Source organism: Actinomadura gamaensis, assembly GCF_042652125.1.
GTDB classification, from domain to species: domain Bacteria; phylum Actinomycetota; class Actinomycetes; order Streptosporangiales; family Streptosporangiaceae; genus Spirillospora; species Spirillospora gamaensis.
In genome coordinates, this window is sequence record NZ_JBHSIT010000011.1 from 193,300 (window position 1) to 218,106 (window position 24,807).

At 72.4% G+C, this 24,807-nt stretch carries 20 protein-coding genes; 5 read left to right on the forward strand and 15 right to left on the reverse strand.

What is annotated here, in order from left to right:
- Positions 1 to 128: 128 nt before the first annotated feature.
- From ACFPCY_RS33045 to ACFPCY_RS33065, 5 genes are all read right to left on the reverse strand, one after another.
- Positions 129 to 2,645: an ATP-dependent Clp protease ATP-binding subunit gene (locus tag ACFPCY_RS33045; RefSeq protein WP_378261817.1), complete on the reverse strand. Its 2,517-nt coding sequence runs from the start codon at positions 2,643 to 2,645 to the stop codon at positions 129 to 131.
- Positions 2,646 to 3,249: 604 nt separating this feature from the next.
- The gene (locus ACFPCY_RS33050; RefSeq protein ID WP_378261819.1) at positions 3,250 to 3,570 is read right to left on the reverse strand and encodes a histone-like nucleoid-structuring protein Lsr2; all 321 of its coding nucleotides are present in this window, start codon (positions 3,568 to 3,570) and stop codon (positions 3,250 to 3,252) included.
- 556 nt (positions 3,571 to 4,126) lie between these two features.
- Positions 4,127 to 4,690 (reverse strand): RDD family protein, encoded by a 564-nt coding sequence (locus ACFPCY_RS33055; protein WP_378261820.1) that lies wholly within the window; start codon positions 4,688 to 4,690, stop codon positions 4,127 to 4,129.
- 42 nt (positions 4,691 to 4,732) lie between these two features.
- A complete protein-coding gene (locus ACFPCY_RS33060; protein ID WP_378261822.1) occupies positions 4,733 to 5,740 on the reverse strand; it encodes an RDD family protein in 1,008 nt (335 codons plus the stop codon).
- A gap of 3 nt (positions 5,741 to 5,743) precedes the next feature.
- Positions 5,744 to 6,274, reverse strand: a complete 531-nt coding sequence (locus tag ACFPCY_RS33065) for an amino-acid N-acetyltransferase (RefSeq protein WP_378261824.1) — start codon at positions 6,272 to 6,274, stop codon at positions 5,744 to 5,746.
- Between the two features lie 473 nt (positions 6,275 to 6,747).
- On the opposite strand from ACFPCY_RS33065, the gene ACFPCY_RS33070 reads away from it, so the two are divergent.
- Positions 6,748 to 7,857, forward strand: coding sequence for a C40 family peptidase (locus tag ACFPCY_RS33070; RefSeq protein WP_378261826.1), 1,110 nt, complete (start codon positions 6,748 to 6,750; stop codon positions 7,855 to 7,857).
- 272 nt (positions 7,858 to 8,129) lie between these two features.
- Here the strand turns inward: ACFPCY_RS33070 and ACFPCY_RS33075 are convergent, their stop codons facing one another.
- Complete coding sequence (locus tag ACFPCY_RS33075) at positions 8,130 to 8,360, reverse strand: LuxR family transcriptional regulator (protein WP_026414168.1); 231 nt, start codon at positions 8,358 to 8,360, stop codon at positions 8,130 to 8,132.
- Between the two features lie 560 nt (positions 8,361 to 8,920).
- Here ACFPCY_RS33075 and ACFPCY_RS33080 point away from each other — a divergent pair.
- Together ACFPCY_RS33080 and ACFPCY_RS33085 are read left to right on the forward strand one after the other, a co-directional pair.
- Positions 8,921 to 9,949 carry a LacI family DNA-binding transcriptional regulator gene (locus tag ACFPCY_RS33080; protein ID WP_378261828.1) on the forward strand — a complete coding sequence of 343 codons (1,029 nt, stop codon included), beginning with the start codon at positions 8,921 to 8,923 and terminating at the stop codon, positions 9,947 to 9,949.
- Between the two features lie 474 nt (positions 9,950 to 10,423).
- A complete protein-coding gene (locus ACFPCY_RS33085; RefSeq protein WP_378261830.1) occupies positions 10,424 to 11,638 on the forward strand; it encodes a cytochrome P450 in 1,215 nt (404 codons plus the stop codon).
- Here ACFPCY_RS33085 and lysX read toward each other — a convergent pair.
- Together lysX and ACFPCY_RS33095 are read right to left on the reverse strand one after the other, a co-directional pair.
- The gene (gene lysX / locus ACFPCY_RS33090) at positions 11,625 to 13,079 is read right to left on the reverse strand and encodes a bifunctional lysylphosphatidylglycerol synthetase/lysine--tRNA ligase LysX (RefSeq protein WP_378262074.1); all 1,455 of its coding nucleotides are present in this window, start codon (positions 13,077 to 13,079) and stop codon (positions 11,625 to 11,627) included. The genes ACFPCY_RS33085 and lysX overlap by 14 nt on opposite strands.
- 45 nt (positions 13,080 to 13,124) lie before the next feature.
- Positions 13,125 to 14,096 carry a LysR family transcriptional regulator gene (locus ACFPCY_RS33095; RefSeq protein WP_378261832.1) on the reverse strand — a complete coding sequence of 324 codons (972 nt, stop codon included), beginning with the start codon at positions 14,094 to 14,096 and terminating at the stop codon, positions 13,125 to 13,127.
- 119 nt (positions 14,097 to 14,215) lie between these two features.
- Here ACFPCY_RS33095 and ACFPCY_RS33100 point away from each other — a divergent pair, with 119 nt between their 5' ends.
- The gene (locus tag ACFPCY_RS33100) at positions 14,216 to 15,415 is read left to right on the forward strand and encodes an MFS transporter (protein ID WP_378261834.1); all 1,200 of its coding nucleotides are present in this window, start codon (positions 14,216 to 14,218) and stop codon (positions 15,413 to 15,415) included.
- A 110-nt stretch (positions 15,416 to 15,525) separates the two neighbouring features.
- On the opposite strand, the gene ACFPCY_RS33105 is transcribed toward ACFPCY_RS33100, so the two are convergent.
- The 6 genes from ACFPCY_RS33105 to ACFPCY_RS33130 all read right to left on the reverse strand — a co-directional run bounded on the left by ACFPCY_RS33105 (position 15,526) and on the right by ACFPCY_RS33130 (position 21,419).
- Positions 15,526 to 16,317 (reverse strand): type III pantothenate kinase, encoded by a 792-nt coding sequence (locus tag ACFPCY_RS33105; protein ID WP_378261836.1) that lies wholly within the window; start codon positions 16,315 to 16,317, stop codon positions 15,526 to 15,528.
- Between the two features lie 14 nt (positions 16,318 to 16,331).
- Positions 16,332 to 17,189, reverse strand: coding sequence for a carboxylating nicotinate-nucleotide diphosphorylase (gene nadC / locus ACFPCY_RS33110; RefSeq protein ID WP_378261838.1), 858 nt, complete (start codon positions 17,187 to 17,189; stop codon positions 16,332 to 16,334).
- A 13-nt stretch (positions 17,190 to 17,202) separates the two neighbouring features.
- The gene (locus tag ACFPCY_RS33115) at positions 17,203 to 18,822 is read right to left on the reverse strand and encodes an L-aspartate oxidase (RefSeq protein WP_378261840.1); all 1,620 of its coding nucleotides are present in this window, start codon (positions 18,820 to 18,822) and stop codon (positions 17,203 to 17,205) included.
- 213 nt (positions 18,823 to 19,035) lie between these two features.
- Positions 19,036 to 19,449: an aspartate 1-decarboxylase gene (gene panD / locus ACFPCY_RS33120; protein WP_378261842.1), complete on the reverse strand. Its 414-nt coding sequence runs from the start codon at positions 19,447 to 19,449 to the stop codon at positions 19,036 to 19,038.
- Positions 19,446 to 20,309, reverse strand: coding sequence for a pantoate--beta-alanine ligase (panC, locus tag ACFPCY_RS33125; RefSeq protein WP_378261844.1), 864 nt, complete (start codon positions 20,307 to 20,309; stop codon positions 19,446 to 19,448). The genes panD and panC overlap by 4 nt, the downstream gene beginning before the upstream one ends.
- Positions 20,310 to 20,504: 195 nt before the next feature.
- Positions 20,505 to 21,419: a Rossmann-like and DUF2520 domain-containing protein gene (locus ACFPCY_RS33130; RefSeq protein WP_378261846.1), complete on the reverse strand. Its 915-nt coding sequence runs from the start codon at positions 21,417 to 21,419 to the stop codon at positions 20,505 to 20,507.
- A gap of 291 nt (positions 21,420 to 21,710) precedes the next feature.
- On the opposite strand from ACFPCY_RS33130, the gene ACFPCY_RS33135 reads away from it, so the two are divergent.
- Complete coding sequence (locus tag ACFPCY_RS33135; RefSeq protein WP_378261848.1) at positions 21,711 to 21,983, forward strand: hypothetical protein; 273 nt, start codon at positions 21,711 to 21,713, stop codon at positions 21,981 to 21,983.
- A gap of 309 nt (positions 21,984 to 22,292) precedes the next feature.
- On the opposite strand, the gene ACFPCY_RS33140 is transcribed toward ACFPCY_RS33135, so the two are convergent.
- The gene (locus ACFPCY_RS33140; protein WP_378261850.1) at positions 22,293 to 24,803 is read right to left on the reverse strand and encodes an ABC transporter permease; all 2,511 of its coding nucleotides are present in this window, start codon (positions 24,801 to 24,803) and stop codon (positions 22,293 to 22,295) included.
- Between the last annotated feature and the right edge of the window lie 4 nt (positions 24,804 to 24,807).

A 24,807-nucleotide genomic window follows, 5' to 3' on the forward strand; every position in this document is an offset into this window, starting at 1 on the left:
ATCCGTCCCACCGCGCACACGGGAAAGGCCCGCACCTCGCGGTGCGGGCCTCTCTCACGCCTCGGCGGGCGCCTCGGTTCTCAGACCTCGGTTCTCACGCCTCGGTTCTCACGCCTCGGTGGTCCCGGTCACTCCTTGTTGAAATTGACCGCGCCCTCGATCGGGGGCGGGCTGTCCGGGACGCCGTTCGGCTTCGGGACGCCCTTGAAGGTGAACTTCGCCTCCTCGCCGGTGCCCTCGGTGCCGACGATGACGATCTGCCCGGCGGACAGCTCGCCGTAGAGGATCTTCTCCGACAGGTTGTCCTCGATCTCGCGCTGGATCGTCCGGCGCAGCGGCCGGGCGCCCAGCACGGGGTCGTAGCCGCGCTCGGCGAGCAGGTCCTTGGCCTCGGACTTGAGCTCGATGCCCATGTCGCGGTCCTTCAGCCGCTCGTCCACCTTGGCGATCATCAGATCCACGATCTGGATGATCTCCTTCGGGGTGAGCTGGTGGAACACCACGATGTCGTCGACGCGGTTGAGGAACTCGGGACGGAAGTGCTGCTTGAGCTCCTCCGACACCTTGGACTTCATCCGGTCGTAGGACCCCTGGGTGTCGTCCTGCCGGGAGAACCCGAGGGACTGGCCCTTGGAGATGTCCCGGGTGCCCAGGTTGGTGGTCATGATGATCACGGTGTTCTTGAAATCGACCACGCGCCCCTGGGCGTCGGTGAGGCGGCCGTCCTCCAGGATCTGCAGCAGGCTGTTGAAGATGTCCGGGTGGGCCTTCTCGATCTCGTCGAACAGGACGACCGAGAACGGCTTGCGGCGGACCTTCTCCGTCAGCTGGCCGCCCTCCTCGTACCCGACGTAGCCGGGCGGGGAGCCGAAGAGCCGCGAGACGGTGTGCTTCTCCATGAACTCGGACATGTCGAGCTGGATCAGCGCGTCCTCGTCGCCGAAGAGGAACTCGGCCAGCGTCTTGGACAGCTCGGTCTTACCGACACCGGACGGGCCGGCGAAGATGAACGAGCCACCGGGACGCTTCGGGTCCTTCAGGCCGGCGCGGGTACGGCGGATCGACTGCGACAGCGCCTTGATCGCGTCTTCCTGGCCGATGACGCGGCGGTGCAGCTCGTCCTCCATCCGCAGCAGCCGCGCGGACTCCTCCTCGGTGAGCTTGAACACCGGGATGCCGGTGGCGGTCGCGAGGACCTCGGCGATGAGCTCCTCGGTGACCTCGGCGACGACGTCCATGTCGCCGGCCTTCCACTCCTTCTCCCGCTGCGCCTTCTTGCCCAGCAGCTGCTTCTCGGAGTCGCGGAGGGCCGCGGCCTTCTCGAAGTCCTGGGCGTCGATCGCCGACTCCTTCTCCCGGCGCACGTCGGCGATCTTCTCGTCGTACTCGCGCAGGTCCGGCGGCGCGGTCATCCGGCGGATGCGCATCCGGGACCCGGCCTCGTCGATCAGGTCGATCGCCTTGTCCGGCAGGAAGCGGTCGGAGATGTAGCGGTCGGCGAGCTGCGCGGCCGCGACCAGGGCGGCGTCGGTGATCGAGACGCGGTGGTGCGCTTCGTACCGGTCGCGCAGGCCCTTGAGGATCTCGATGGTGTGCGACAGCGACGGCTCGGCGACCTGGATCGGCTGGAAGCGGCGCTCGAGGGCGGCGTCCTTCTCCAGGTGCTTGCGGTACTCGTCCAGCGTGGTCGCGCCGATCGTCTGCAGCTCGCCCCGCGCCAGCATCGGCTTCAGGATCGAGGCGGCGTCGATGGCGCCCTCGGCCGCGCCCGCACCGACCAGCGTGTGCAGCTCGTCGATGAACAGGATGATGTCGCCGCGGGTGCGGATCTCCTTCAGGACCTTCTTCAGCCGCTCCTCGAAGTCACCCCGGTAGCGGGACCCGGCGACCAGGGCGCCGAGGTCCAGGGTGTAGAGCTGCTTGTCCTTCAGCGTCTCCGGGACCTCGCCCTTGACGATCTTCTGGGCCAGGCCCTCGACCACGGCGGTCTTGCCGACGCCGGGCTCGCCCACCAGCACCGGGTTGTTCTTGGTGCGGCGCGACAGCACCTGCATCACGCGCTCGATCTCGGTGTCGCGGCCGATCACCGGGTCGAGCTTGCCCTCGCGCGCGGCCTGGGTCAGGTTCCGCCCGAACTGGTCCAACACCAGCGACGTGGACGGCGCCGACTCGCTCGGTCCGCCGGAGGACGCGGGCTCCTTGCCACCGGAGTAGCCGTGCAGCAACTGGATCACCTGCTGCCGGACCCGGTTCAGGTCGGCGCCCAGCTTCACCAGCACCTGGGCGGCGACGCCCTCACCCTCCCGGATCAACCCCAGGAGGATGTGCTCGGTGCCGATGTAGTTGTGCCCGAGCTGCAGCGCCTCGCGCAGCGACAGCTCCAGCACCTTCTTGGCACGCGGCGTGAACGGGATGTGCCCCGACGGCGCCTGCTGCCCCTGGCCGATGATCTCCTCGACCTGCTGGCGCACCGCCTCGAGGCTGATCCCCAACGACTCCAGCGCCTTGGCGGCGACACCCTCGCCCTCGTGGATCAGACCCAGGAGGATGTGCTCGGTGCCGATGTAGTTGTGGTTGAGCATCCTGGCCTCTTCCTGAGCCAGAACGACAACCCGCCGCGCGCGGTCGGTGAACCTCTCGAACATCTCGTCGCTCCTCACAGAGCGGTTGGGCAGAGTCCGGAACGTCCGAACCTGTCCTTCCGCATGCTAGCCCGCCCCGAGGAGGCCGCCCGGTGCACTCCCACCAGAAGACGTTCCCCAGCTAAGCGCTGTTCATCCTCATCCAACTACCGCACTGATGCGGCATGTTCCCGCTACGCCGCGAGCGAACGGGCCTTTGCCCGGACCGTTCACGGGCGGCTCACCAGCACCTATTCCGAGGGGACGGGGCGGTCACGGGACATCCCTTCCGCGACCGGCGCCCGCGAATCGCGCCCGGTGTACGCCACAAGCGAACGGCCGGCCCGTGGGGAAGGACCGTCCCGAAAGGAACGGTCCGTCCTTCAAGATCGATTGAGAACCGCCCGCGGCCCGTCCCGGAGGGGTGGTCCGCGGCCCCTCCGGAGCGGTAAAGCGAACGGCCCGCCTCGCGTCGCCGCGCGCGGCTGACGGTGGAAGGCGGGCCGGTCGGTCCGGACGAGCCGGTGAGGCCGTAGCGGTCCGGTCGGCGGGCCCCGATCGCCCCTGCGGGAATCGCTCCCGCTCCCGCCGACCCGGCTCCGGTCGGCCGCGGGGCCGACCGGCGCGGCTAGTTGGCGGCCTCGTACTTCTCGATGACGTTGGCCGGGATGCGGCCGCGCTCGTTGACCTTGATCCCGTGGGCCTTGGCCCAGGCGCGGATCTCGGCGCTGCGCTCGCGGCTGGACGCGCCGCGCTGCCGGCGGCGGCGCTGCGTGCCGGCCTTACGCGAAACCTCCACGAACGGCTGAAGAGAATCCCGCAGCTTCTTCGCATTGGCGCTACTGAGGTCGATCTCGTAGGAGGCGCCGTCGATCGAGAACGCTACGGTCTCGTCCGCCTCGCCACCGTCGAGGTCGTCGACGAGAAGCACCTGAACCTTCTGTGCCATGAGGACAGACCTTTCAGACTGGAGCAAACTGCATTCGGCTGCAAAGATATACCGCGATCCACGTCGATGACAATTCGACACCCGCGATGAACTTTGCTTGCCCCGCGGTAACTCCTCGTAATCACGCGCCATCCGAATCGGGCATGATCCGGTGCATCCGGGCCGGACGTGCCGTCCGAACGGGGAAAATCCGGGGCGGGCCGCTTAACGTTCGGGGCCCGATCGTCCCACGAGCCGCCGATTAACCCCGACGTAACGTGCCTAACCGCCCGTGGTACGGACCGCGGAAGCCCGACCGAAGTCGGACGTAAGTCATGCGGAACGGCGGCGGGCCGGGCTCCCGGAAGAGGAACCGGAAGGCCCCGGGAACGCGGGCGCAAGGGGGCCGTGAAGGTCACGCGAAGGTGACGTGAAGCCGACGGCGCGACGCGTCCGGCAAACTCTCGACGCGGCGCTAACGTCCGGCGAAAGTCTCCAACGAAGCCGTCACGCGGACGTCCCGGGCGATCGCGCCTGATCCCAACTCCCCCATGTAAGGGGATTTGCGCGCATTATGTCAATCGATGGTGTTCTTCACCACGCCGGTCCCCGCCAGGCGGTCGTGTACCGCCCTCCGCTCGGGACCGCGGAAGGCCGTCGCCACGTTCACGACCCAGAAAATGCCGCCGAGCAGTCCGAGTACGGGAACGGGCCGCAGCGCGATGGGAACCGCGTACACGGCCGCCCGCAACGCGGCCTGGGTCGGATTCGGACGCGACCCGTCGGGCGTGACGACGCGCACGCCCGCGACCCGCTTGCCGACCGTCCGCCCCCATACCGCCAGCTGGACCGCATCGTACGCGAGCAGCAAGGACGCGACCGCCGTCGGGGCCCAGCGGTCCGCCGCGTCGTGCGGAAGGGCCGCCCGCAGCACCAGCACCACGGGCAGCCCGACGATGAGCGTGTCCACGATCCGGGCCAGCAATCGCTGGCCGGGTTCGGCGAGAAAACCGCCCTCTTCCGTCCCGGAGGACGCCGGAGTCCCCGCCTCTTCGAGTTCCGGACCGTCCCATTCGGCCGCCGGTTCCGGAACGCGCTCGGCGGCGCCGAACGTTTCGGGCGAGTCCGCTTCGTCCGCCATGCTCCCCGCCTCGCGCGCGCGTTCCTCCGACGAGGTCACCGGCTAACCCTCGTAACCGCCATACCCCGGCCGGCCACTTTCGTAGGACGATCCATATCCCTCGCCGTAGCCCTGGTCATAACCCGCGTCCTCGTAACCCGCGCGTTCGTCGATGACGACCGTTCCGGCGAGCCGGTCGTGCAGGGCCTGGTGCAGCGGCTCGTCCCAGATCGCCCAGAGATACGCCATCAGCGTGCCGCCCGCGACGAGCAGTTCGCCGGTGAACGCGTAGTCCCAGACCTTCACCGCGAGGATGAGAAAGAAGAACACGCCGATCTGGTAGCCGATGTTGTTGATGGCGGCGCGCCAGACCGCGTGCGCTCCGGTGAGCGGTTCGCCCAACGGCTGCGCGCGGACGACGCCGATCCCGAGCCAGCGCTTCCCGAGCGTCCGCCCCCACATCGACAACTGGACGGCCTCGTAGAGGAACGGAAGGACGGCCATCACCGCGAACAGCGTGATGAAGATCGGCCAATTCCAGATCGCGCCCTCGTTCGCGGTCTTCTTGCTCGACCCGCCCGCGCCCGTGACGGCCAGCGTGATCGGCAGGACGAGCGCGAAACCGAATGCCGACACCAGTGCGCCGTCGATGATTCGCGCGCCCGCGCGACGCAGGATCGGCGCGTGGACGAGTGCGGGAGGCTCGGCCTCCTCGTATTCATAGCCGGACGACTCGTACTCCTGAGCGGCGTAGTCCGTCGTCTGGTTCGCGTCCTCCTCGTTCCACGAGGACGAACCGCCGCGTTCCCATTGCTGCGTCCGCGGCTGCTGCCCGTACTGCTCGGGCCGCTGCCCGTACTGCTCCGGCTGCTGGCCGTACTTCTCGGGCCGGCGGTCGTACTGCTCCGGCTGGCGGCCGTACTGCTCGGGCCGCTGCCCGTACTGCTCCGGCTGCTGCCACTGCTGCTGCGCCGGCTGACGGGACGGCTGCCACTGCTGCGGCGGCGCGCCGTACGAGGGGTCACCGTGGGACGGCTGGTCCTGCCGTCCCCGGCGGGGGAAGTCACTCATGGGTCAATCCTCCAGGCGGAGCAGCATCCGGGTGTTTCCCAACGTATTGGGCTTCACCCGGTCGAGGTCCAAGAACTCGGCCACACCTTCGTCGTACGACCGGAGAAGTTCCTCATAGACCTCGTGCGACACGGGCGTCCCGAGGATCGGGGTGAAGCCGTGCCGGGCGAAGAAATCCACCTCGAACGTCAGGCAGAACACCCGCCGCACGCCGAGCTCGCGCGCGGTGTCGAGCAGGCGGCTCACGATGCGGTGCCCGATGCCGCGCCCGCCGTGCCCCTTGTCGACCGCGACCGAGCGGACCTCGGCCAGGTCCTCCCACATCACGTGCAGCGCGCCGCAGCCGACCAGCGGCGGAGGGCCGTCCGGGACCGCGGCCTGCAGGTCCTCGGCGACCCAGAACTCCTGGACGTCCTCGTAGAGCGAGACCGTCGTCTTGCGCAGCATGCGCGGCCCGGGTCCGGCGTAGTGGCCGATCAACCGGGCGATCTCCTGGACGTCGGGCGTGCGGGCCCGCCTGATCACCACTTCCACAAGCAGGCGACGCTATCGGACTTCGCGGGTTCCGCGCCGTCCGGGAAGGGTCCGGCTGACCGGACGGACACCGGTGACTAGCCAGAATCCACTAGCCACGCCCCGCAAAAGCGGCCAACAGAACAAGCCGCCGAAGGGAGGGAACAGGCACTTCCCCAGAAGCGAGGCGCCCGCTCTGTCTTTTCGCATGTTCCGGTTGGCATCCCCTTCCCGCTCCGTTAGTGTCCCGCACTGACATCGGGCTTCGGAAAGTGACCGACCCGATCCGCCGAGTATCCGGGCCGCAGCCGGCCGCCCGGAAGCCGGGAACCCGCCGTCGGCGACGTCCGCGGCGCGGCACCGCCCGCACCGCCCGCCGACCGGGGTGAATCCGCCCGAGACGCGCGAACCGAACCGCGCCCGCGAGGGCCGACGGGCTGCTCCTGCCCGAACCCGACAGCTAACCCGGTAGGCGGACGAGGAGAGGAGAGTTCGTGGAGCCATCGCGCCCTGCCGCCCTTTCGGCTGCCCTTTCGCAGGTCCGCGCCCTCGGGCACGGCGCGCGGAACAGCGCGGGGAACGGCGTGGGAAACGGCATGGAGAACGGCTTAAGGGACGGCAGGGGAACCGGCGCCCGTCCGGGCCGGGGACGGCGGGCCACCGCCCTCACCACCCTCGCCGGGCTGACCGTCGCGCTCGCGGCCGCGCCGCCCGGTCCCGCCGCGCACGCCGACCCCGAGCCGTCCGGCAAGGAGCTGACCTCCCGGGCGTTCCGGCTCGCCGACCAGTTGGAGCAGCTCACCGAGCGGTACAACGGGCTCAAGGTGAAGCTCCAGGAGACGCAGGCCGCCGCCAGGGCGGCCGTCGCGAACGCCCGGCGCCAGCAGCGGTCGCTCGGCGACATCCGCGGCCGTCTCAGCCGCATCGCGGCGACCAGCTACATGCAGGCGGGCGGGGGCACCGATCCGGCCGTCTCGTTCGTCGTCTCGCGGAACCCGCAGCAGATCCTCGACCGGGCCGCCACCCTGCGGTACTTCGCGACGCAGAACAGCGCGCAGTTCGTCAGCCTCATCCAGGCCATGCAGGCGGCCGACCGCGCCCGCAAGGCCGCGCAGGAGCGCAGCCAGGAGGTCGGCGTCCTGCGCGGGCAGCTCGACGTCGAGCGCAAGCAGATCACCGCCGCCTACGAGAAGATCCGCGGCCAGCTCGTGAAGCGGGACCCGGCGTCCCTGGCGAAGCTGCCGGTGCTCGGCGACGACATCGGCGCCAAGGCGCTCCGCCTCGCCATGACGAAGCTGGGCGACCCGTACGTGTGGGGCGCCGCCGGGCCGTCCACCTTCGACTGCTCCGGCCTGGTCATGTGGGCCTACGAGCAGCTCGGCGTGAACCTGCCGCACTACACCGGCGACCAGTGGAACGCGGGCACGCACGTGTCGCGCGGGCACCTCCGCCCCGGCGACCTCGTCTTCTTCTACCCCGACCTGCACCACATGGGCATCTACGTCGGGGACGGCAAGATCCTCCACGCGCCGCACACCGGCGACGTCGTGAAGATCGACAAGTTGGACGGCCGTCCGTTCGCGGGCGCCGTCCGCATAGCCTGAGCGCCGCCGCGGGAACCGGGGCGCGGATCCCGGCGCAGGCATGACGGCTCAGCAGCGGAGTGGCGCTGGGTGGAGGATGCGTGCGGGGACCGGGCACGCGTACCGGGAGCCTCGTCCTGCGGCGACGCCGGGGGCAGGGGGCGTCACTGCCTCGGCGGGGCGTCGCCGCCACGGGGTCGGACGGGGCGCTCGTCGAATTTCGGCCGGGCCGCCAAACGGTGCGGCGGTGCCGGGGAGCGGCGTGCCACACCTCCCGGCCGGGTCGGGACGGATCAGATCAACTGCCTCCTGGCCGCCCACACCACGGCCTCGATGGGGGTGTTGACCTCGAGCCGGTCGCAGATGGTCCGCAGCCGGCGGCGCAGGGTCCGGGCGCTCAGTTCCAGTTTGCGTGCCGCCACATCAGCGGTGACACCACTGGCGATCTGCGCGAGGAGCTTGATCTCCTCCTCGTTCAACCGCAGCTCGTCGGTGCCACGACGTGCGAGTGTGGCCTGTTCCACTCCGTCCTCCCTCGTCCGTGGTGATGACCGCGGGGATGCAGCCGCCTGCTGCACAGGCACGGGTAGGCCGATGTCTACGCGTCGGGTTGCCGGGGCCCGGATCGCTCCGGGCCAGATCATCGATTACTGCTGGGCTCGGCGTGTGCTTGGCCGGAGGTGGCCGCCTGCGTGAACGGGTCGCGGGACGGGGGAACTCCGGGTCACGATTCAGTCGTTGAGCGTCCGAACACCGGCGCGCCGGACGGCGCGGAGGGTCCGACCGCACGGTCGCGGACGGGGCCGACGCGGCGGGGCGCGCCACGTCCGGGACGGGTCATGATCGCCAGCCATCCAACCCACCCTTTCTCGGCCGATCCGACGACCCCCGTTAGGGTGAAGATCGTGAATCGTTTCAAGCCACGCTTCGGCTCGGAACGCTAGGCGGCCGGATCCGGCCCGTCAAGCGCCGATTGCGCACGCTGTGTGCTTGTATGGACTCTGCCAGTGACGGCCCGTTCGGAAGTGTTCCGTGAGGCACACGACGACCTGCGAAAACAGTTCCGGGGCGGACGAGGAGTGAGTTGCCACAGACCAGTATCCGGGAGGTTGCGAGGCGTGCCGGGGTCTCAGTTGGGACCGTTTCGAATGTCCTAAACCGGCCAGACCTGGTGGCCGAAGCTACCCGTGACCGCGTGCGCGCGGCGATCCGGGAGCTCGGCTTCGTCCGCAACGAGTCCGCGCGGCGGCTCCGGCAGGGGCCCGCGGCGCCGGAGTCCCCCGCCGAACCACCCGCCTCCCGCGCTCCCGCCTACGGGGTCCTCGTCGAGGACCTCGCCAACCCGTACGCCTCCGACGTCGCGCGGGGCGCCGAACGCGCGCTGAACAAGGCCGGCCACGACGTCCTGTGGCTGTCCAGCGACCACGACCCCGCCAAGGAGCGGCGCGGCCTGGACCTGCTCGCCGCGCAGCGCGCCGCCGGCGTGCTGGCGATCCCGGTCGGCATGGACGACGCCGACATCGCGCGGCTGCGCGCCGCCGGGATGGCGGTCGTCCTGCTCGACCACGCCCGGCCCGGCGTCTGCTCGGCCCGCGTCGACCACGTCGCGGGCGGCGCGGTCGCCGCCGACCGGCTGCTCGGGCTCGGCCGCCGCCGGCTCGCCTTCGTCAGCGGACGTCCGGAACCACGCCCGGTGGTCGACCGGCGGGAGGGCGCCGCGCGCACGCTCGCGGGCGCGCAGGCCGGGCCGCTCCCCCTGTTCACGATGGACGCGCTGACCCCGACCGAGGGCCAGGCGGCCGCCCGCCGCCTGCTCGCCCTCCCCGAGGTCCCGGACGGCGTGTTCTGCGCCAACGACCTGCTCGCCATCGGCCTCACCAACGAGCTGGTCCGGCTCGGCGTCCGGGTCCCGGACGACATCGCCGTGATCGGCTACGACGACATCGAGCTCGCCGCGTCCGCCGCGGTGGCGCTCACGACCGTCCGGCAGCCGCGCCGCGAGCTCGGCCGCGCCGCCGCCGAACTCGCCCTCGCCGAGACCGCCGAAGGCGACTCCCACCAGCACCGCCAGCTCGTCCTGACCCCCGAACTGATCGTCCGCGACTCCGCCTGACCCACCCCCCGCCCCACCGATCCCTCACCCGCCACCCCCCGCCCCACCGATCCCTCACCCGCCGCCCCCCGCCCCCCATCCCGCCTCGCGCCTGGCGCGCCCCGCGCCTCGCACCTTGCACGTCGCACCTCGCGCGTCCTGCCTCGCGCCTTGCGCCTTGCACGTCCTGCCTTGCACCTCGCGCGTTGCGCCTCGCGCGTCCCGCGTTGCGCCTCGCGCGTCCCGCATTGCGCCTCGCGCGTCCCGCGTTGCGCCTCGCGCGTTGCGCGTTGCGCGTTGCGTCTTGTCTCTCGCGTCTTGTGTCGCGCGTCTTGTGTCGCGCGTCTTGCGTTGCGCGTCCCGGCCACGCGCCTTGCGCTTTGCGGGTCTCGGCTCGCGCGTCGCGCTGAGAGTCGGCTTCCGCGTTCCGCTCGGGGCGGCGCGGTTTCGCGCGGGGCGTTGACAGAATGCGGTTCGGTCTGGGTGGGTGGACGCATGGCGACGACCGGTATGCCCGGAGCACGGGCGATCCTGGGGTTCGATCCGTCCGACGCGGCGTTCCGGGCCGACCCGTACGCGGAGTACCGGCGGCTCGCGGAGGCGGGGACGCTGACGCGCACGGAGGTCGGGCTGTGGGTCACGGCGTCCTACCGGCTGTGCGAGAGCGTCCTGCGCGACCAGCGGTTCGGGCACCGCCCGGACGGCCGGGACGGCGCGTGGCGGCGGTCGGCCGGGGCCCGGCGCTCGTTCCTCACGATGGATCCGCCCGACCACACGAGGCTCCGGCGGCTGGTCGGCCGCGCGTTCACCCCGCGCCTGGTCGAGCGCCTCCGGCCCCGCGTCGAGGAACTCGTGGACGACCTGCTCGCGCCGGCCGCGCACGGGCCGTTCGATCTGATCGGGGAGCTCGCCTACCCGCTGCCCGTGATCATCATCAGCGAGCTGCTGGGCGTCCCGGCGGAGGACCGGGAGCGGTTCCGCGGCTGGTCGGACGCCCTGGCGCGCGGCCTCGACCCCGATTTCCTGCTGCCCGCGGACGATCTGGCGCGGCGCGAAGAGGCCCGCGAGGAGTTCGCGGGCTACTTCCGGGACCTCGCGGCGCGCAGGCGGGCCGAGCCGCGCGACGACCTGCTCAGCGCGCTCACGGCGTCCTACGACGGCGAGGCGCTCACGGAGGCGGAGCTGCTGGCCACCTGCGTCCTGCTGCTGGTCGCGGGCCATGAGACGACCGTGAACCTGATCGGGAACGGCGCGCTGGCGCTGCTGCGGAACCCGGAGCAGCTCGCCCGGTTCCGGGCGCGCCCGGAGAGGACCGCCGTGGCCGTCGAGGAACTGCTCCGGTACGACCCGCCCGTCCAGTTCACCGTCCGGGCGGCGCTGGAGGACGTCGAGCTGGACGGGACGCCGATCCGCGAGGGCGAGCTGGTCTTGCTGCTCATCGGCGCGGCGAACCGCGACCCCTCGGTGTTCCCGGAGCGTCCCGGCGAGCTCGATCTCGCCCGGTACGAGAACGCCGAGACCGCGCGCCATCTGGCGTTCGGCCTCGGCATCCACTACTGCCTCGGCGCTCCCCTGGCCCGGCTGGAGGGCGGGGTCGCGCTGCGCGGGCTCTTCGAGCGCGACGTCGAGCTCGCGACCGCGGCGCCGTCCTACCGGGACAACGTCGTGCTGCGCGGGCTCGCCGCCCTGCCGCTCGCTATTCGGGCTTGACCAGCGGGAACAGGATGGTGTCCCGGATCCCCTTGCCGGTGAACGCCATGATCATCCGGTCGATGCCGGCGCCCATCCCGCCGGTCGGCGGCATCGCGTACTCCAGCGCGCGCAGGAAGTCCTCGTCGAGCTGCATGGCCTCGGGGTCGCCCCCGGCGGCCAGCAGGGACTGCTCGGTGAGGCGGCGGCGCTGCTCGACCGGGTCGACCAGCTCGGAGTAGGCGGTGCCGAGCTCGGTGCCGAAGCCGATGAGGTCCCACTTCTCGGTGAGCAGCGGCTCGTCGCGGTGCTGGCGGGTGAGCGGGGACGTCTCCAGCGGGTAGTCCATGACGAACGTCGGCTGGATCAGGGTGTGCTCGATGAGCTCCTCGAACAGCTCCTGGACGAGCTTGCCCTGCCCCCACTTGGGGTCCGGCTTGACGCCGTGCGCCTCGGCGATCTTGCGCACGTCCTCGATCGGGGTGTGCGGCGTGATGTGCTCGCCGACCTTCTCCGACACCGATCCGTAGAGCGTGATGCGCGGCCACTCGGCGAGCCCCAGATCGACCTCGACGTCGCCGTGCCGCACCACGGTCGTGCCCAGGGCCGCGACGACGGCCTTCTGGTACATCCGCTGGGTGAGGCCCGCCATGTCGTTGTAGTCGAGGTAGGTGCCGTAGGCCTCCAGCATCGTGAACTCGGGGTTGTGGGTCGAGTCCGCGCCCTCGTTGCGGAAGTTCCGGTTGACCTCGAAGACCTTCTCGATGCCCCCGACGACGAGCCGCTTGAGGTACAGCTCGATCGCGATCCGGAGGTAGAGGTCCATGTCGTAGGCGTTGATGTGCGTCTGGAACGGGCGCGCCGCCGCCCCGCCGTGGATCGGCTGGAGCATCGGCGTCTCGACCTCGAGGTAGCCCTCGTCGTGCCAGAAGTCGCGGACGGCGCGCACCGTGCGGCTGCGCAGGTGCGCCATCTCGCGGGCCTCGTCGTTGACGATGAGGTCGACGTACCGCATCCGGACCCGCGCCTCGGGGTCGGTGAGCCCGGCGTGCTTCTCCGGCAGCGGCCGCAGGCACTTGGCGGTGATCCGGAACGAGTCCGCCATGATCGACAGCTCGCCCCGGCGGGAGGTGATGACCTCGCCGGTCACCCCGACGTGGTCGCCGAGGTCGACCTCGCGCTTCCAGAACTCCAGCTGCTCCTCGCCGACCTTGGCCAGCGAGAGCATGACCTGGATGTCGCCGGAGCCGTCCCGGATGGTGGCGAAGCAGAGCTTGCCGGTGTTGCGGACGAGCATGACCCGGCCCGCGACGCCGGCCGTCTCCCCCGTCTCGGTGCCGGGCTCGAGATCGGGGTGTTTCGCGCGGACCTCGGCGATCGTGGCCGTACGCGGGTATCCCACGGGGTACGGGTCGATCCCGGCCTCGCGGAGCCGGTCGAGCTTCTCCCGGCGGACCCGCATCTGCTCGGGCAGGTCGTCGTAGGTCTCGTCACTCACGGCCCAAGGCTACCGACCCGCCGCGCGTGGACGTGAATCATTCCCGCCGGACCACGGACGCGGCAGCGGCGGCGGGGGGACGAGCGTGGGCCCGAGGTCGCGCGCGAGCGCCACGGCCAGGGACCGGAACGCCTGCACCTCCAGCCGCGTATCGTCGCGGCGGGCGGCGAGGACGCTGTGCTCCCACGGCGCGTCCAGCAGCGGGACGAACCGGACGCCCGGCCAGGAGTAGAACCGCACGAACGAGTAGAGGCCGGAGCTGAGGCCGCGCCCGGCGGCGGTTCCGGTCAGGACGTCCTGCGGGGTGCGCACGCCCTCCGGGTTGAGGCGCGGGGCCTCGCCGTTGCGTGCGGTGCCGAAGTAGAGGTAGTCGGAGAACGCGCGGGACACGCCGTCCGGGAGCCCGAGGAACGGCTCGTCCACGACGTCGGCCAGGCGCAGCGCCTCGGCGTCGGCGAGCGGGCAGCGCTCGGAGACGGTGATGATGCGCGGCTCGGTGGTCATCGGGTCGGAGACGATGCGCTCGTCGTCGGGGGCGGGACGCAGGAACGCGACGTCCACCCGGTGCTCGACGAGGGCGGCGACGTGGTCGGTGAAGTCCAGGCTGACCACGGTCACGTTCGTCTCGGGCCGGGCGCGGCGGAACGCGCGCAGGATCGCCGGGGTCAGCTCGGCCGAGCCGTGCACCATGATCCCGACGCGCAGCTCCGAGCCGCGCGGGGTGTCCTCGCGCAGGCCGGCGACCGCGTCGGCGGCGGCGTTGGCGGCGGCGAGCGCCGCCCGCGCGTGCGGGACGAGCCGCTCGCCCGCCTCGGTCAGCCGCAGCGGGGAACGTTCCAGCAGCGGCACGCCCAGCTCCCGCTCGAGCTGCCGGACGTGCCCGGTGACGGCCGGGGGCGACAGGAACAGCCGGGCCGCCGCGCGGGCGAACTGCCCCTCCTCGACCACCGCGAGGAACGAGGCGAGGTGACGGAGTTCCACCCGATCAAAATATCCGGACGGCACGGCACGCCATCCGGACGGACCGGGCGTCCCGGGCCCGGTTCACGATTCGTGAACCGTTTTCCGGACAGACCGGTTCATTGAGTAGACCAGAGGTCATGGCCACCGTCACGCTTCCTCGCAGCCCGTCCGAAGAACGCGTCTCCGCCTGGGGTCCCGTCGCGCTGGCGATGTTCGGGGTCGGCTGGGGCGCGAACCAGTTCGCGTCGCTGCTCGGCCTGTACGCCGACCGCCTGCACCTGGGCGGCGGCGAGACGCGCGCGATGTTCGGGATCTACGCGCTCGGGCTCGTGCCGGGCCTCGCGCTCGGCGGGCCGGCGTCCGACCGGTTCGGGCGACGCCGCCTCGTGCTGCCGTTCGCCTCGCTGTCCGCGCTGGTCACGGCCGTCCTGATGGCCGGGGCCGCCGTCCCGGCGCTGCTGTACGCCGGACGGCTCGCGGCGGGCGTCGTCACCGGCGCGGTCCTCGCCGCCGGGACGGCCTGGGTCAAGGAGCTGGCCCCGCGCTCGGGCACGCGCATCACCGCGCTCGCGGTCTCGGCGGGCTTCGGCGCGGGTCCGCTGGCGTCCGCGCTGGTCGCCCAGTGGCTCCCGCACCCGCTCCTGACCGCCTACCTCCCGCACCTGCTGATCATGGCCGTCTCCGTCCCCCTCCTGTTCCGGACGCCCCATACCCCGCCGCACGCCCCCGACCGGGCCGGCGACACGGCGCAGCCGGCGAAGCCCGCGGCCGGGCGGACGGCCGCTCGGAGCGGTTCCGGCGGTCGGTTCTGGAAGACGGTCGCGCCGGTCGCGATCTGGTCGTTCACCGCGCCGGTCAACGCGTTCGCGGTGCTGCCCGTCGAGGTGCCCGTCCATCACCTGCGGATCGCCTACGCCGGGCTCGTCACGGCGATCACGCTCGCCGCGGGCATGGCCGCCCAGCCCGTCGCGCGGCGCCTGGAGGCCCGCCATCCGCGCCTGGTCGCGCGGGCCGGGCTGAGCCTCACGACGGCGGGCCTGGTCGTGGCCGCGCTGACCGTGGCGTCCGGAACGCCCGCGCTGAACGTGGTCGCGGCCGTGCTGCTGGGCGCGGCGTACGGGTTCGTCCTCACCTACGGTCTGGGCGAGGCCGCCCGCATCGCCGCGCCGGGCGAGCTGGCGAAGGTCACCGCGATCGTCTACGCCCTGGTCTACGTCGGGATGTTCACGCCGCTGCTGCTGACCGCGCTGACCGCGCTCGCCCCGCTGACGGCCCTGCTCGGCGCGGGCGCGGCGCTCGCCGCCCTCAGCCTGGCGTGGATCTGGCTGAAGGCCTAGCCCGTCGCCCCGTGGCTAGCCGGTCGCCCCGGGCCTAGCCGGTCGCCCCGGGCCTAGCCGGTCGCCCCGGGCCTAGCCGGTCGCCCCGGGCCTGGCCCGTCGCGCCATGCTTAGCCCGTCGCCCCGACGTTGCGCTGGTAGATCAGCCGGAGGCCGACCAGCGTCAGCCATGGCTCGTAGTGGTCGATCGTGCGCGCCTCGTCCAGGACGAGCGGGGCGAGGCCGCCGGTGGCGAGCACGGTCACCTCGTCCGGGTCATCGGCCAGCTCCTCCGACATCCGCTCGACGATGCCGTCCACCTGCCCGGCGAAGCCGTAGATCAGGCCGGACTGGAGCGCCTCGACGGTGTTCTTGGCGATCACGTTCCGGGGCCGTTGGAGCTCGATCTTGTGGAGCTGCGCGCCGCGCACCGACAGCGCGTCGATGGAGATCTCGATGCCGGGGGCGATCGCGCCGCCGATGTACTCGCCCTTCGCCGACACCGCGTCGAACGTGGTGGCGGTGCCGAAGTCGACCACGACGGCCGGGCCGCCGTGCAGGTGCACGGCGGCCAGCGCGTTCACGATGCGGTCGGCCCCGACCTCCTTCGGGTTGTCCATCCGGACCGGGACGCCGGTCTTCACGCCCGGCTCGACGATCACGGCGGGCACGTCCCCGTAGTAGCGGCGGCACATCTCCCGCATCTCGTGCAGGACGGACGGCACCGTCGAGCACAGGGCGATGCCGCTGATGTCGGTGTCGGCGAGCAGCGGGCTCTGCTGGACCAGGCCCTGGAGCACCACGGCGATCTCGTCCGCGGTGCGGCGCGGGTCGGTGTTGATCCGCCAGTGCTCGATGACCTCCTCGCCCTCGAACAGGCCGAGGACGGTCTGGGTGTTACCGACGTCGATGGTGAGCAGCATCAGGTCCCCGCTGATCAGGTGAAGTCAAGGCCGATGTCGAACACGCGCGCCGAGTGGGTCAGCGCACCCACCGCAAGGTAGTCGACACCGGTCACGGCGACGTCTCGGGCCCGGTCGACCGAGAGCCCGCCGGACGCCTCCAGCTCGGCCCGCCCGTCCACCAGGCGGACCGCCTCGGTCATCTCGGCCGGGCTCATGTTGTCCAGCAGGATGGACGTCGCGCCGACCTCGACGGCCTCCCTGACCTGGTCCAGCGTGTCACACTCGACCTGGATCGACAGCGCCGGGTAGGCCGCCCGGATCGCCTCGAAAGCCCTGGTCACCGAGCCCGCCGCCGCGATGTGGTTGTCCTTCACCAGCGCCGCGTCGGACAGGCCCATGCGGTGGTTGACCCCGCCGCCGCACCGCACCGCGTACTTCTGGATCGACCGCAACCCCGGCAGCGTCTTGCGGGTGTCGCGGACGCGGGCCTTGGTGCCCTCCATGGCGTCCGCCCACGCCCGCGTCGCGGTCGCGATCCCGGACAGGTGCGTCAGCAGGTTCAGCGCGATCCGCTCGGCCCGTAGGACGGCCCTGGTCGGCCCGGAGACCGAGATCAGGACCTGCCCGGCGGCCACCCGGTCGCCGTCGGCGGCCTTCGCCTCGGCGTCGATCCCGAGCAGGTCGAACACGACTCCGGCGACCGGGATGCCGGCGACGACGCCGTCCTCGCGGGCGGTGAAGTCACCGGTGGCGCGCTCGTCCGGGCCGAAGATCGGCGTGCTGGTGACGTCCACCGGGCCGTCCTCGTCCAGCGCGGTGCGCACCAGCCGCTCGACCTCCTCCGGGTCGAGCCCGGCCGCCCGCAGGCGGTCCGCCAGTTCCGCTTCCATGCTCGGTTCCTCCTCAGCGCTCGAACTCGGTGTGCAGCGTCCCATCCCAGGTCAGGCGGGTGACCAGGCGGCCCCGCCAGTGCGCGTCGTCGCGCTCGGGGTGATCGGCGCGCCAGTGGCTGCCGCGCGTCTCCTCGCGCCGCAGCGCCGCCGCGACGAGCGCGCTCGCGACGGCGTGCAGGTTCGCCGCCTCCCACCCGGCGACGCCGGGCGCGCCGACCCGGCCGGCGAGCGCCGCGAGCTCCCGCTCGGCCGTGGCGAGCCCCTCGCCGGTCCGCATCACTCCGGCATGGGCCGACATGATCCGCTGGATCTCCCCGCGCAGCTCCCGCCCGTCCTCGTGAGCCGGAGCGGACGCGGACGGGGTGAGCGGCGTGGATGGGTCGGGTGCGTCCTCGCTGATGGCGGCGGCGATGCGCTCGGCGAAGACGAGGCCCTCCAGGAGGGAGTTCGACGCGAGCCGGTTGGCGCCGTGGACGCCGGTGCGGGCGACCTCGCCGCACGCGTAGAGGCCGGGGACGGTCGTCCGGCCGGACAGGTCCGTGCGGACGCCGCCGCTGGAGTGGTGCGCGGCCGGGGCGACCGGGATCGGCTCGGTCACCGGGTCGATCCCGTGGTGGCGGCAGGCGGCGAGGATGGTCGGGAAGCGCCGCTCCCACATCTCCGCGCCGAAGTGCCGTCCGTCCAGCAGCATGTGGGACGCGCCGGTCTCGCGCATCCGGTTCACGATCCCCCTGGCGACGACGTCGCGCGGGGCGAGTTCGGCCAGCTCGTGCCGTCCGACCATGAAGCGGACGCCGTCGTGGTCGACCAGGTGCGCGCCCTCGCCCCGGACGGCCTCGGAGATCAGCGGATGCTGCCCGCGCGCGCCCTCGCCCAGCCACAGCGGCGTCGGGTGGAACTGGACGAACTCCAGGTCGGCGACCTCGGCCCCGGCGCGCAGCGCCAGCGCGACCCCGTCGCCCGTGGCGACCTCCGGGTTGGTGGTGGCCGAGAACACCTGGCCGAGCCCGCCCGTCGCGAGCACGACCGCGCGAGCCCGGACGGCCCCGACCCCGCTCGGCGAGCCCTCGCCCATGACGTGCAGCGTGACCCCGGCGGCGCGGCCGTCCGCGTCCTTGAGCAGGTCGAGCACGAGCGCGTTCTCGATCGCCTCGATGCGGTGCTCCTTGAGCGCGACGCGCAGCGCACGGCTGATCTCCGCGCCGGTCGCGTCGCCGCCCGCGTGCGCGACCCGGCGCCGGTGGTGGCCGCCTTCCAGGCCGAGCGACAGCTCGCCGTCCGGCTCGCGGTCGAAGGCGGTGCCGAGCTCGACGAGCCGCCGGACGGCCGCCGGGCCCTCGGTGACCAGCATCCGGACGGCGTCCTCGTCGCACACCCCGGCTCCGGCGGTCAGCGTGTCGGCGAGATGCTCCTCGGGGGAGTCGGCCGGGTCGAGCGCGGCGGCGATGCCGCCCTGGGCCCAGCGGGTGGACCCGGCGTCCAGCAGCGCCTTGGTGACCAGCAGCACGTCCTGGCCGCGCTCCTGGCAGCGCAGCGCGGCGACCAGCCCGGCGATGCCGGAGCCGATCACGACGGTGTCGGCGGTCCGGGTCCAGCCGGGCGCGGGGGCGGTGAGCGATCGAGGGATCATGCGATCCTCCTCGGGAGGTGTTTTCGTCATTCTGACATTAACCCCCGCCGGGCGGTGCTGTGAGACCGCCCACAAAAGCCGGACGCCGCCGCCCGAGGGCGACGGCGTCCGAAAGGCGCGTCCGAAAGGCGCGTCCGAAAGGCGCGGCCGAAAGGCACGTCCGGAGGCTGCGTCCGGAAGGCGCGTCCGAAGGGTCCGTTCGGAAGGAGGGGATCAGAGCGAGTGGGCCGGCCGGAGCTGGTCGGTGCCCGGAACCGGCTCGGCCGGGTCGTCGCCGAGCGCGACGATCCGGTTCGCGCGGTCCACGTGCACGACGGTCGGCGTGAACTCGCGCGCCTCGGCGTCGGTGAGCTGCGCGTAGCTGATGATGATCACCAGGTCGCCGGGCGACACCAGCCGCGCGGCCGCGCCGTTGATGCCGATCACCCCGGAGCCGCGCTCGCCCGCGATCAGGTAGGTGGACAGCCGCGCGCCGTTGTCGATGTCCACCACGTCGACCTTCTCGCCGGGCAGCAGGTCCGCGGCGTCCAGCAGGTCGGCGTCCACGGTGAGGGAGCCGACGTAGTGCAGGTCGGCCTGGGTCACCGTGGCGCGGTGGATCTTGCTCTTGAACATCGTCCGGATCATCGCGACTCCTTGCCGAGCTCCAGGGGGACGTTGTCGATGAGATGCGTGGCGCCGACCCGGCCCGCGACGGCGAGGACCGCCGGGCCGGTGTGGTCGCCGGCCACCTCGGTGAACGTCGAGGGATCGACGAGCACCAGGTAGTCGAGTTCCAGGGGAGGTTCGGCCGCCGCCGCCTCGTCCAGCACGCGGCGCGCGGCGCGGGTCACGGCCGACGGCCCGTCGCCGGCCGCGTCCGCGCCCGCCCGCAGCGCCCGGGACAGCGCGAGCGCCGTGCGCCGCTCGTCCTCGGCGAGGTACCGGTTGCGGCTGGACAGGGCCAGCCCGTCCAGCTCCCGGACGGTCGGACTGCCGATGATCTCGACCGGGACGTCCAGGTCGGCGACCATCCGGCGGATCATCGCGAGCTGCTGGGCGTCCTTCTCCCCGAACACCGCGACGTCCGGACGCACCAGGTTCAACAACTTCGCGACGACCGTCAGCATTCCGGCGAAGTGCCCGGGCCGGGTCTCGCCCTCCACGATCCGGCCCATCGCGCCGGGCTCGATCGTGACCATCGGCGCGCGCGGGTACATGACCTCGGGCGTCGGCGCGAAGACGATGTCCACGCCCTCGGCCGCGCACGCCTCCAGGTCGGCGGCGAACGTGCGCGGGTAGCGGTCGAGGTCCTCGCCCGGCCCGAACTGGAGCGGGTTGACGAAGATCGACACCGCCACCGTGCCGGCGGCCTCCCGGGCCCGCCGGATCAGCGACCGGTGCCCCTCGTGCAGCGCGCCCATGGTCGGCACCAGCGCCAGCGTCCCCCGGACGCCGGACCGCACGGCCGCCAGTTCCTCGCGGGTCTTCGCGATCACCGGTGTCAAGAATCCTCCACTGGGTCGGCCGCCGCCTCCTCCGGGCGGTCGGCGCGCCTGCCGGTCCGGCGCGGTCGGGCGCTCGGCGGTTCTGGGTCGATGGACGGGGATCGTCGGGCCGCTCCGCCCGCGACGGGCCGTGTCCGTCCCGTCCCGGCGGATCGAACCGCCAGGGCGACCGGCGGACGAGGCCGGCGGCGCGGATCAGTCGGCGAGGGCTTCGAGCAGGCGCTCGGCGTCCTCGGGCTTGAGCCGTCCGGCGGCGAGCGCGCGGTCGGCGGTGAGGCGGGCGAGGGCGACGTAGGCGCGCCTGCTCTCCGGGGAGATGCGGCCGAGCTCGTCCACGTGGTCGGCGACCGTCCCGGCGTCGCCGCGCGCGACCGGGCCGGTCAGGCCGTCGATGCCGAGCCGCAGGGCGTTGTCGAGGGCCGCGCCGAGCAGCGGGCCGAGCATCCGGCCGGGCTCGTCCACGCCGGCGCGGCGCAGCAGGTCCATCGCCTCCACGACCAGCGTGACCAGGTGGTTCGCGCCGCTCGCCAGCGCCGCGTGGTACAGCGGACGGCGCTCCTCGGCGATCCACACCGGCTCGCCGCCCATCTCCAGGACCAGCGCCTCGGCGACCGGGCGCAGCGGCTCCGGCGAGGTGACGCCGAACGAGATGCCGGTGAGCCGGTTCACGTCGTCGGGACGTCCGGTGAAGGTCATCACGGGATGCAGCGCCAGCGGCAGCGCCCCGGCCTCGGTGAGCGGGTTCAGGACGGCCGCGCCGTACCGGCCGCTGGTGTGCGCGACCAGGCGTCCCTCCAGCGGCGTCCCGGTCGCGGCGAGCCCGGCGGCCAGTTCGGGGAGCGCGTCGTCGGGGACGGTCAGCAGCACGAGCTCGGACGCGGCGACCACGTCGCGCGGGTCGGCGACCTCGGCGTCGGGCAGCCGCTCCTCGACGCGCGCGCGGGACGCCTCGGACACCGCCGACGCCGCGACGACGCGGTGGCCGGCCCGGCCGAGCGCGACGCCGAGCGCGGTGCCGACCCGGCCCGCGCCGACGACGCCGACCGAGAGCCTGGCCGGACGGTCCGCCGGATCGGGCGTCCCGGAGTCGGGCATGGCAGATGCGTTCATGGGATTCGTTCCAGTCCTCAAGGTGGGTACCGGACGTGCGCGACCCAGCGTACCCGTGGGTCGCAAGGCGTCCGGAACCGCGGCGCCATCACATCCAGGTGACCATACGACTACCCAAGGTGACGATGAACACGGCGGGTCGGCCACAGTTGCCCCGGCTCGCCCCGCTACCACTTGCCACCGCTCGGGCACCCGGAGTAACTCTGTGGTTGTGACGGCCGTCACCAGCAGGTCAGCAAGTGCCAGTCCGACACCGGAGGGCGCTCCGCCCCCGAAGAGATGGAGCACACCGTGATCAAGACTGTCCTCAAGACCGCCACCGTCGCCGCCACCATCGCGGGAGCCACGTTCCTGGCCGCCCCGGCCAACGCGAGCACACACAACCACAACCAGGGCAACGCCATCGGCAACACCACGAACTTCCTGATCGTCGGAGGCTACGGGGTGACCTGCGGCACGGTGTCGGTCGCGGGTCAGGCCGGCACGTCCTGTGACGGGAACAGCGTGCACAACCTCGCCAACCACAGCGCCGCCGAGGGTGTGGGCGGTGCCGGGCACCGCTGACCGGGCCGCGCACCGCGACAGTCCGGGCTGAGCACCGCGGCCGGGCGACGCCCGCGCCGCGCCAGCCACGGCCTCCGTCCCACCGCCGACCTGTGGCGGCGGTGGGGCGGGCGGCATGAAGGACGGCAGAGAAGAGGAGTTCGCGCATCCCCCGCCCGCGCGAACTCCTCTTCCATTTCCGGCCCCGGTCTTCCGCCCCGGGCCTTCCTGCCCCGGTCTTCCTGCCCCGGTCTTCCTGCCTGGGCCTTCCGGCCCCCGTCTTCCGCTCCCCGTCTTCCGGCCCCCGTCCGGAATCCGGAGGGCTGCGGCTCAGCCGGACGAGAGGGACTCGACGACCGACGCCTTCGCGGCGCGGCGCGCCGGGAGGACGGCCGCGATGACGCCCGCGACCCCGGCCAGCGCGATGAACCCGATGATCTGCGCGTACGGCACGGCGAACACCGCGCTCGCCGCCATCGCCTTCGTCGCGGCCCAGCCGAACCCGAGCCCGAGGACGACCCCGGTGAGCGCGCCGATCACGGACATGACCAGCGCCTCCACCGAGAGCATCCGGCGCAGCTGGCGCCTGGTGAGACCCAGCGCGCGCAGCAGCGCCGACTCGCGGGTCCGCTCCACGACCGACAGCGACAGCGTGTTCGCGATGCCGAACAGCGCGATCACGATCGCCAGCCCGAGCAGCCCGCCGAAGACCAGCAGCAGCGTGTTGACCGCCTGCGTGAGCTGGTCGCGCATCTCCGCCATCGACGCGACCTTGATCGTCGGGTAGCCGCGGGTGGCGTCCTCGACGGCGCGGCGCGCGTCGTCCACCTCGACGCCCTTCTTCGCCTTGGCCCACACCGTCGCCGAGTCGCGGACGGCCGAGATCCGGTCGAAGTCGGACGCGCCGACCACCACGCCGTGCAGCGGCGTGTCCCCGCCGAAGATCCCCGCGACGCGGAGCGGCGCGCTGCCGCGGTCGCCCTTCACCTGGATCGTCTGCCCGACCCGGTAGCCGTACTGCTTGGCGCTCGCGTGGTCGACGATCACCGTGCCGGGCGCGGGCGCGCCGACCGTGCCGGACTCCGCCGTCAGCTTGAGCAGCCGGCCGAACGACGACTCGGTGACGGTCGTCACCGTCGTGTCCCGGTCGCCGCTCTTCGGGCGGCCCGCCTCGCGGGCGTCGGTGACCTGGTCGAGCTGCGGCAGGCCGCGCAGCCGGGCGACCAGGTCGCGCGGGACGGTGCGGTTCGCGCCGTCCGCGTGCCCGCCGAACTGCGACTCGACCTGGAAGTCGACCGGGAAGTGCTTGTCGAGCTGCGCGTTCGCGGTGGCCGTGCCGCTGGCGGCGACGACGGCGAACAGGCTCATCAGCCCGATCCCGATGGTCAGCGCGATCGTGGTGGTCGCGGTGCGGCGCGGCGCGCGCTGCGCGTTGGAGACCGCGAGCCGGGCGGGCACTCCGCCGAGCTTCGCGGGGATCGCGCCGACCAGCCGTCCGAGCGGGCGCACCAGCGCGGGCATCCCGGCGACGACGCCGAGGAAGAACAGCATCCCGGCGAGCGCGACCAGGTACATGGCCATCTCGCCCTTGTCCATGCCGAGCGCGCCGTAGCCGCCGAGCGCGAGCCCGCCGGACCCGAACAGCACGGCGACGGCCGTCCGGAACCAGCCGAGCCGGAACCGTCCGCTGCCCGGCTCCAGGTCGGCGCGCAGCGCGGCGACCGGCGCGACGCGGGTGGCGGCGCGGGCGGGCAGCAGCGCCGACAGGACGGTCACGACGACGCCCACCAGCAGCGCGACCGCGACCGTCCGGACGGCCAGCTCCGGCGACGCGAGCGCCATGCCGGTGTCGAACGAGCCGATCAGCGCGAGCGCGCCCGCGCCGAGCGCGAACCCGGCGCCGAGGCCGAGCAGCGACCCGACCAGGCCGACCACGACCGCCTCGGTCAGCACCCCGCCGAACACCTGGCGGCGGGTCGCGCCGACGCAGCGCAGCAGCGCCATCTCGCGCATCCGCTGCGCGATGAGGATCGCGAAGGTGTTGTAGATGACCAGCGCCGACACCAGCATCGCGACGAACCCGAAGATCAGCAGCCCGGACTGGATCACCTTGGTGTCCGCGCCGTTGGCCTTGGCGAGGCGCTGCGCGAGCTGGGAGCCGGTGAGCGCGTCGTACCGCGTCCCGACCGCGCTCGCGACCGCGTCCCTGGAACCGCCGAGCACGTCGATCTCGGTGAGCTTCTTCTCACCGGTCATCGCGGCGGCGGTCGCGGCGTCGAAGCCGACCCCGCCGCGGAAGCTGACGTCCTGGTCCATGCCCATGTCCACCAGGCCGACGACCGTGAACCTGCGCGGCCTGCTCTTGCTGTCGAGGACGGTGACGGAGTCGCCCACCTTGAACTTCTCGCGCTTGGCGAGGTGGGTGTCGAGGACGGCCTCGGTCGGCCCGTTCGGGATGCGTCCGCCGTCCACGTCGTAGCGGAGCAGCCGTCCGGACGGCACGGACATCCCGACGGTCGGCATGTCGCCGACGGCCTTCCCGTCCCGTCCGACCAGGGCGGCGTCGCCCTTGACGATCCCCTCGGCGGCGGTCACGCCCGGGACGCCGCGCACGCGCGCGAGCAGCGAGGCGGGCAGGTCGTCGGCCGCGTTCGCCTTCGGCAGGACGGCCACGTCCACCTTGTCGGCGGACCGCGCGAACGTCTTGTTCACCCCCGACTTCATCGAGTCGGTCAGCACGAACGTGCCCGCGATAAAGCCCACGCCCAAGGTGATCGCGAGCGCGGTGAGCAGCAGCCGCAGCTTGTGCGCGGCGAGCCCGGCCAGTGTCGTCTTCAGCATCGCG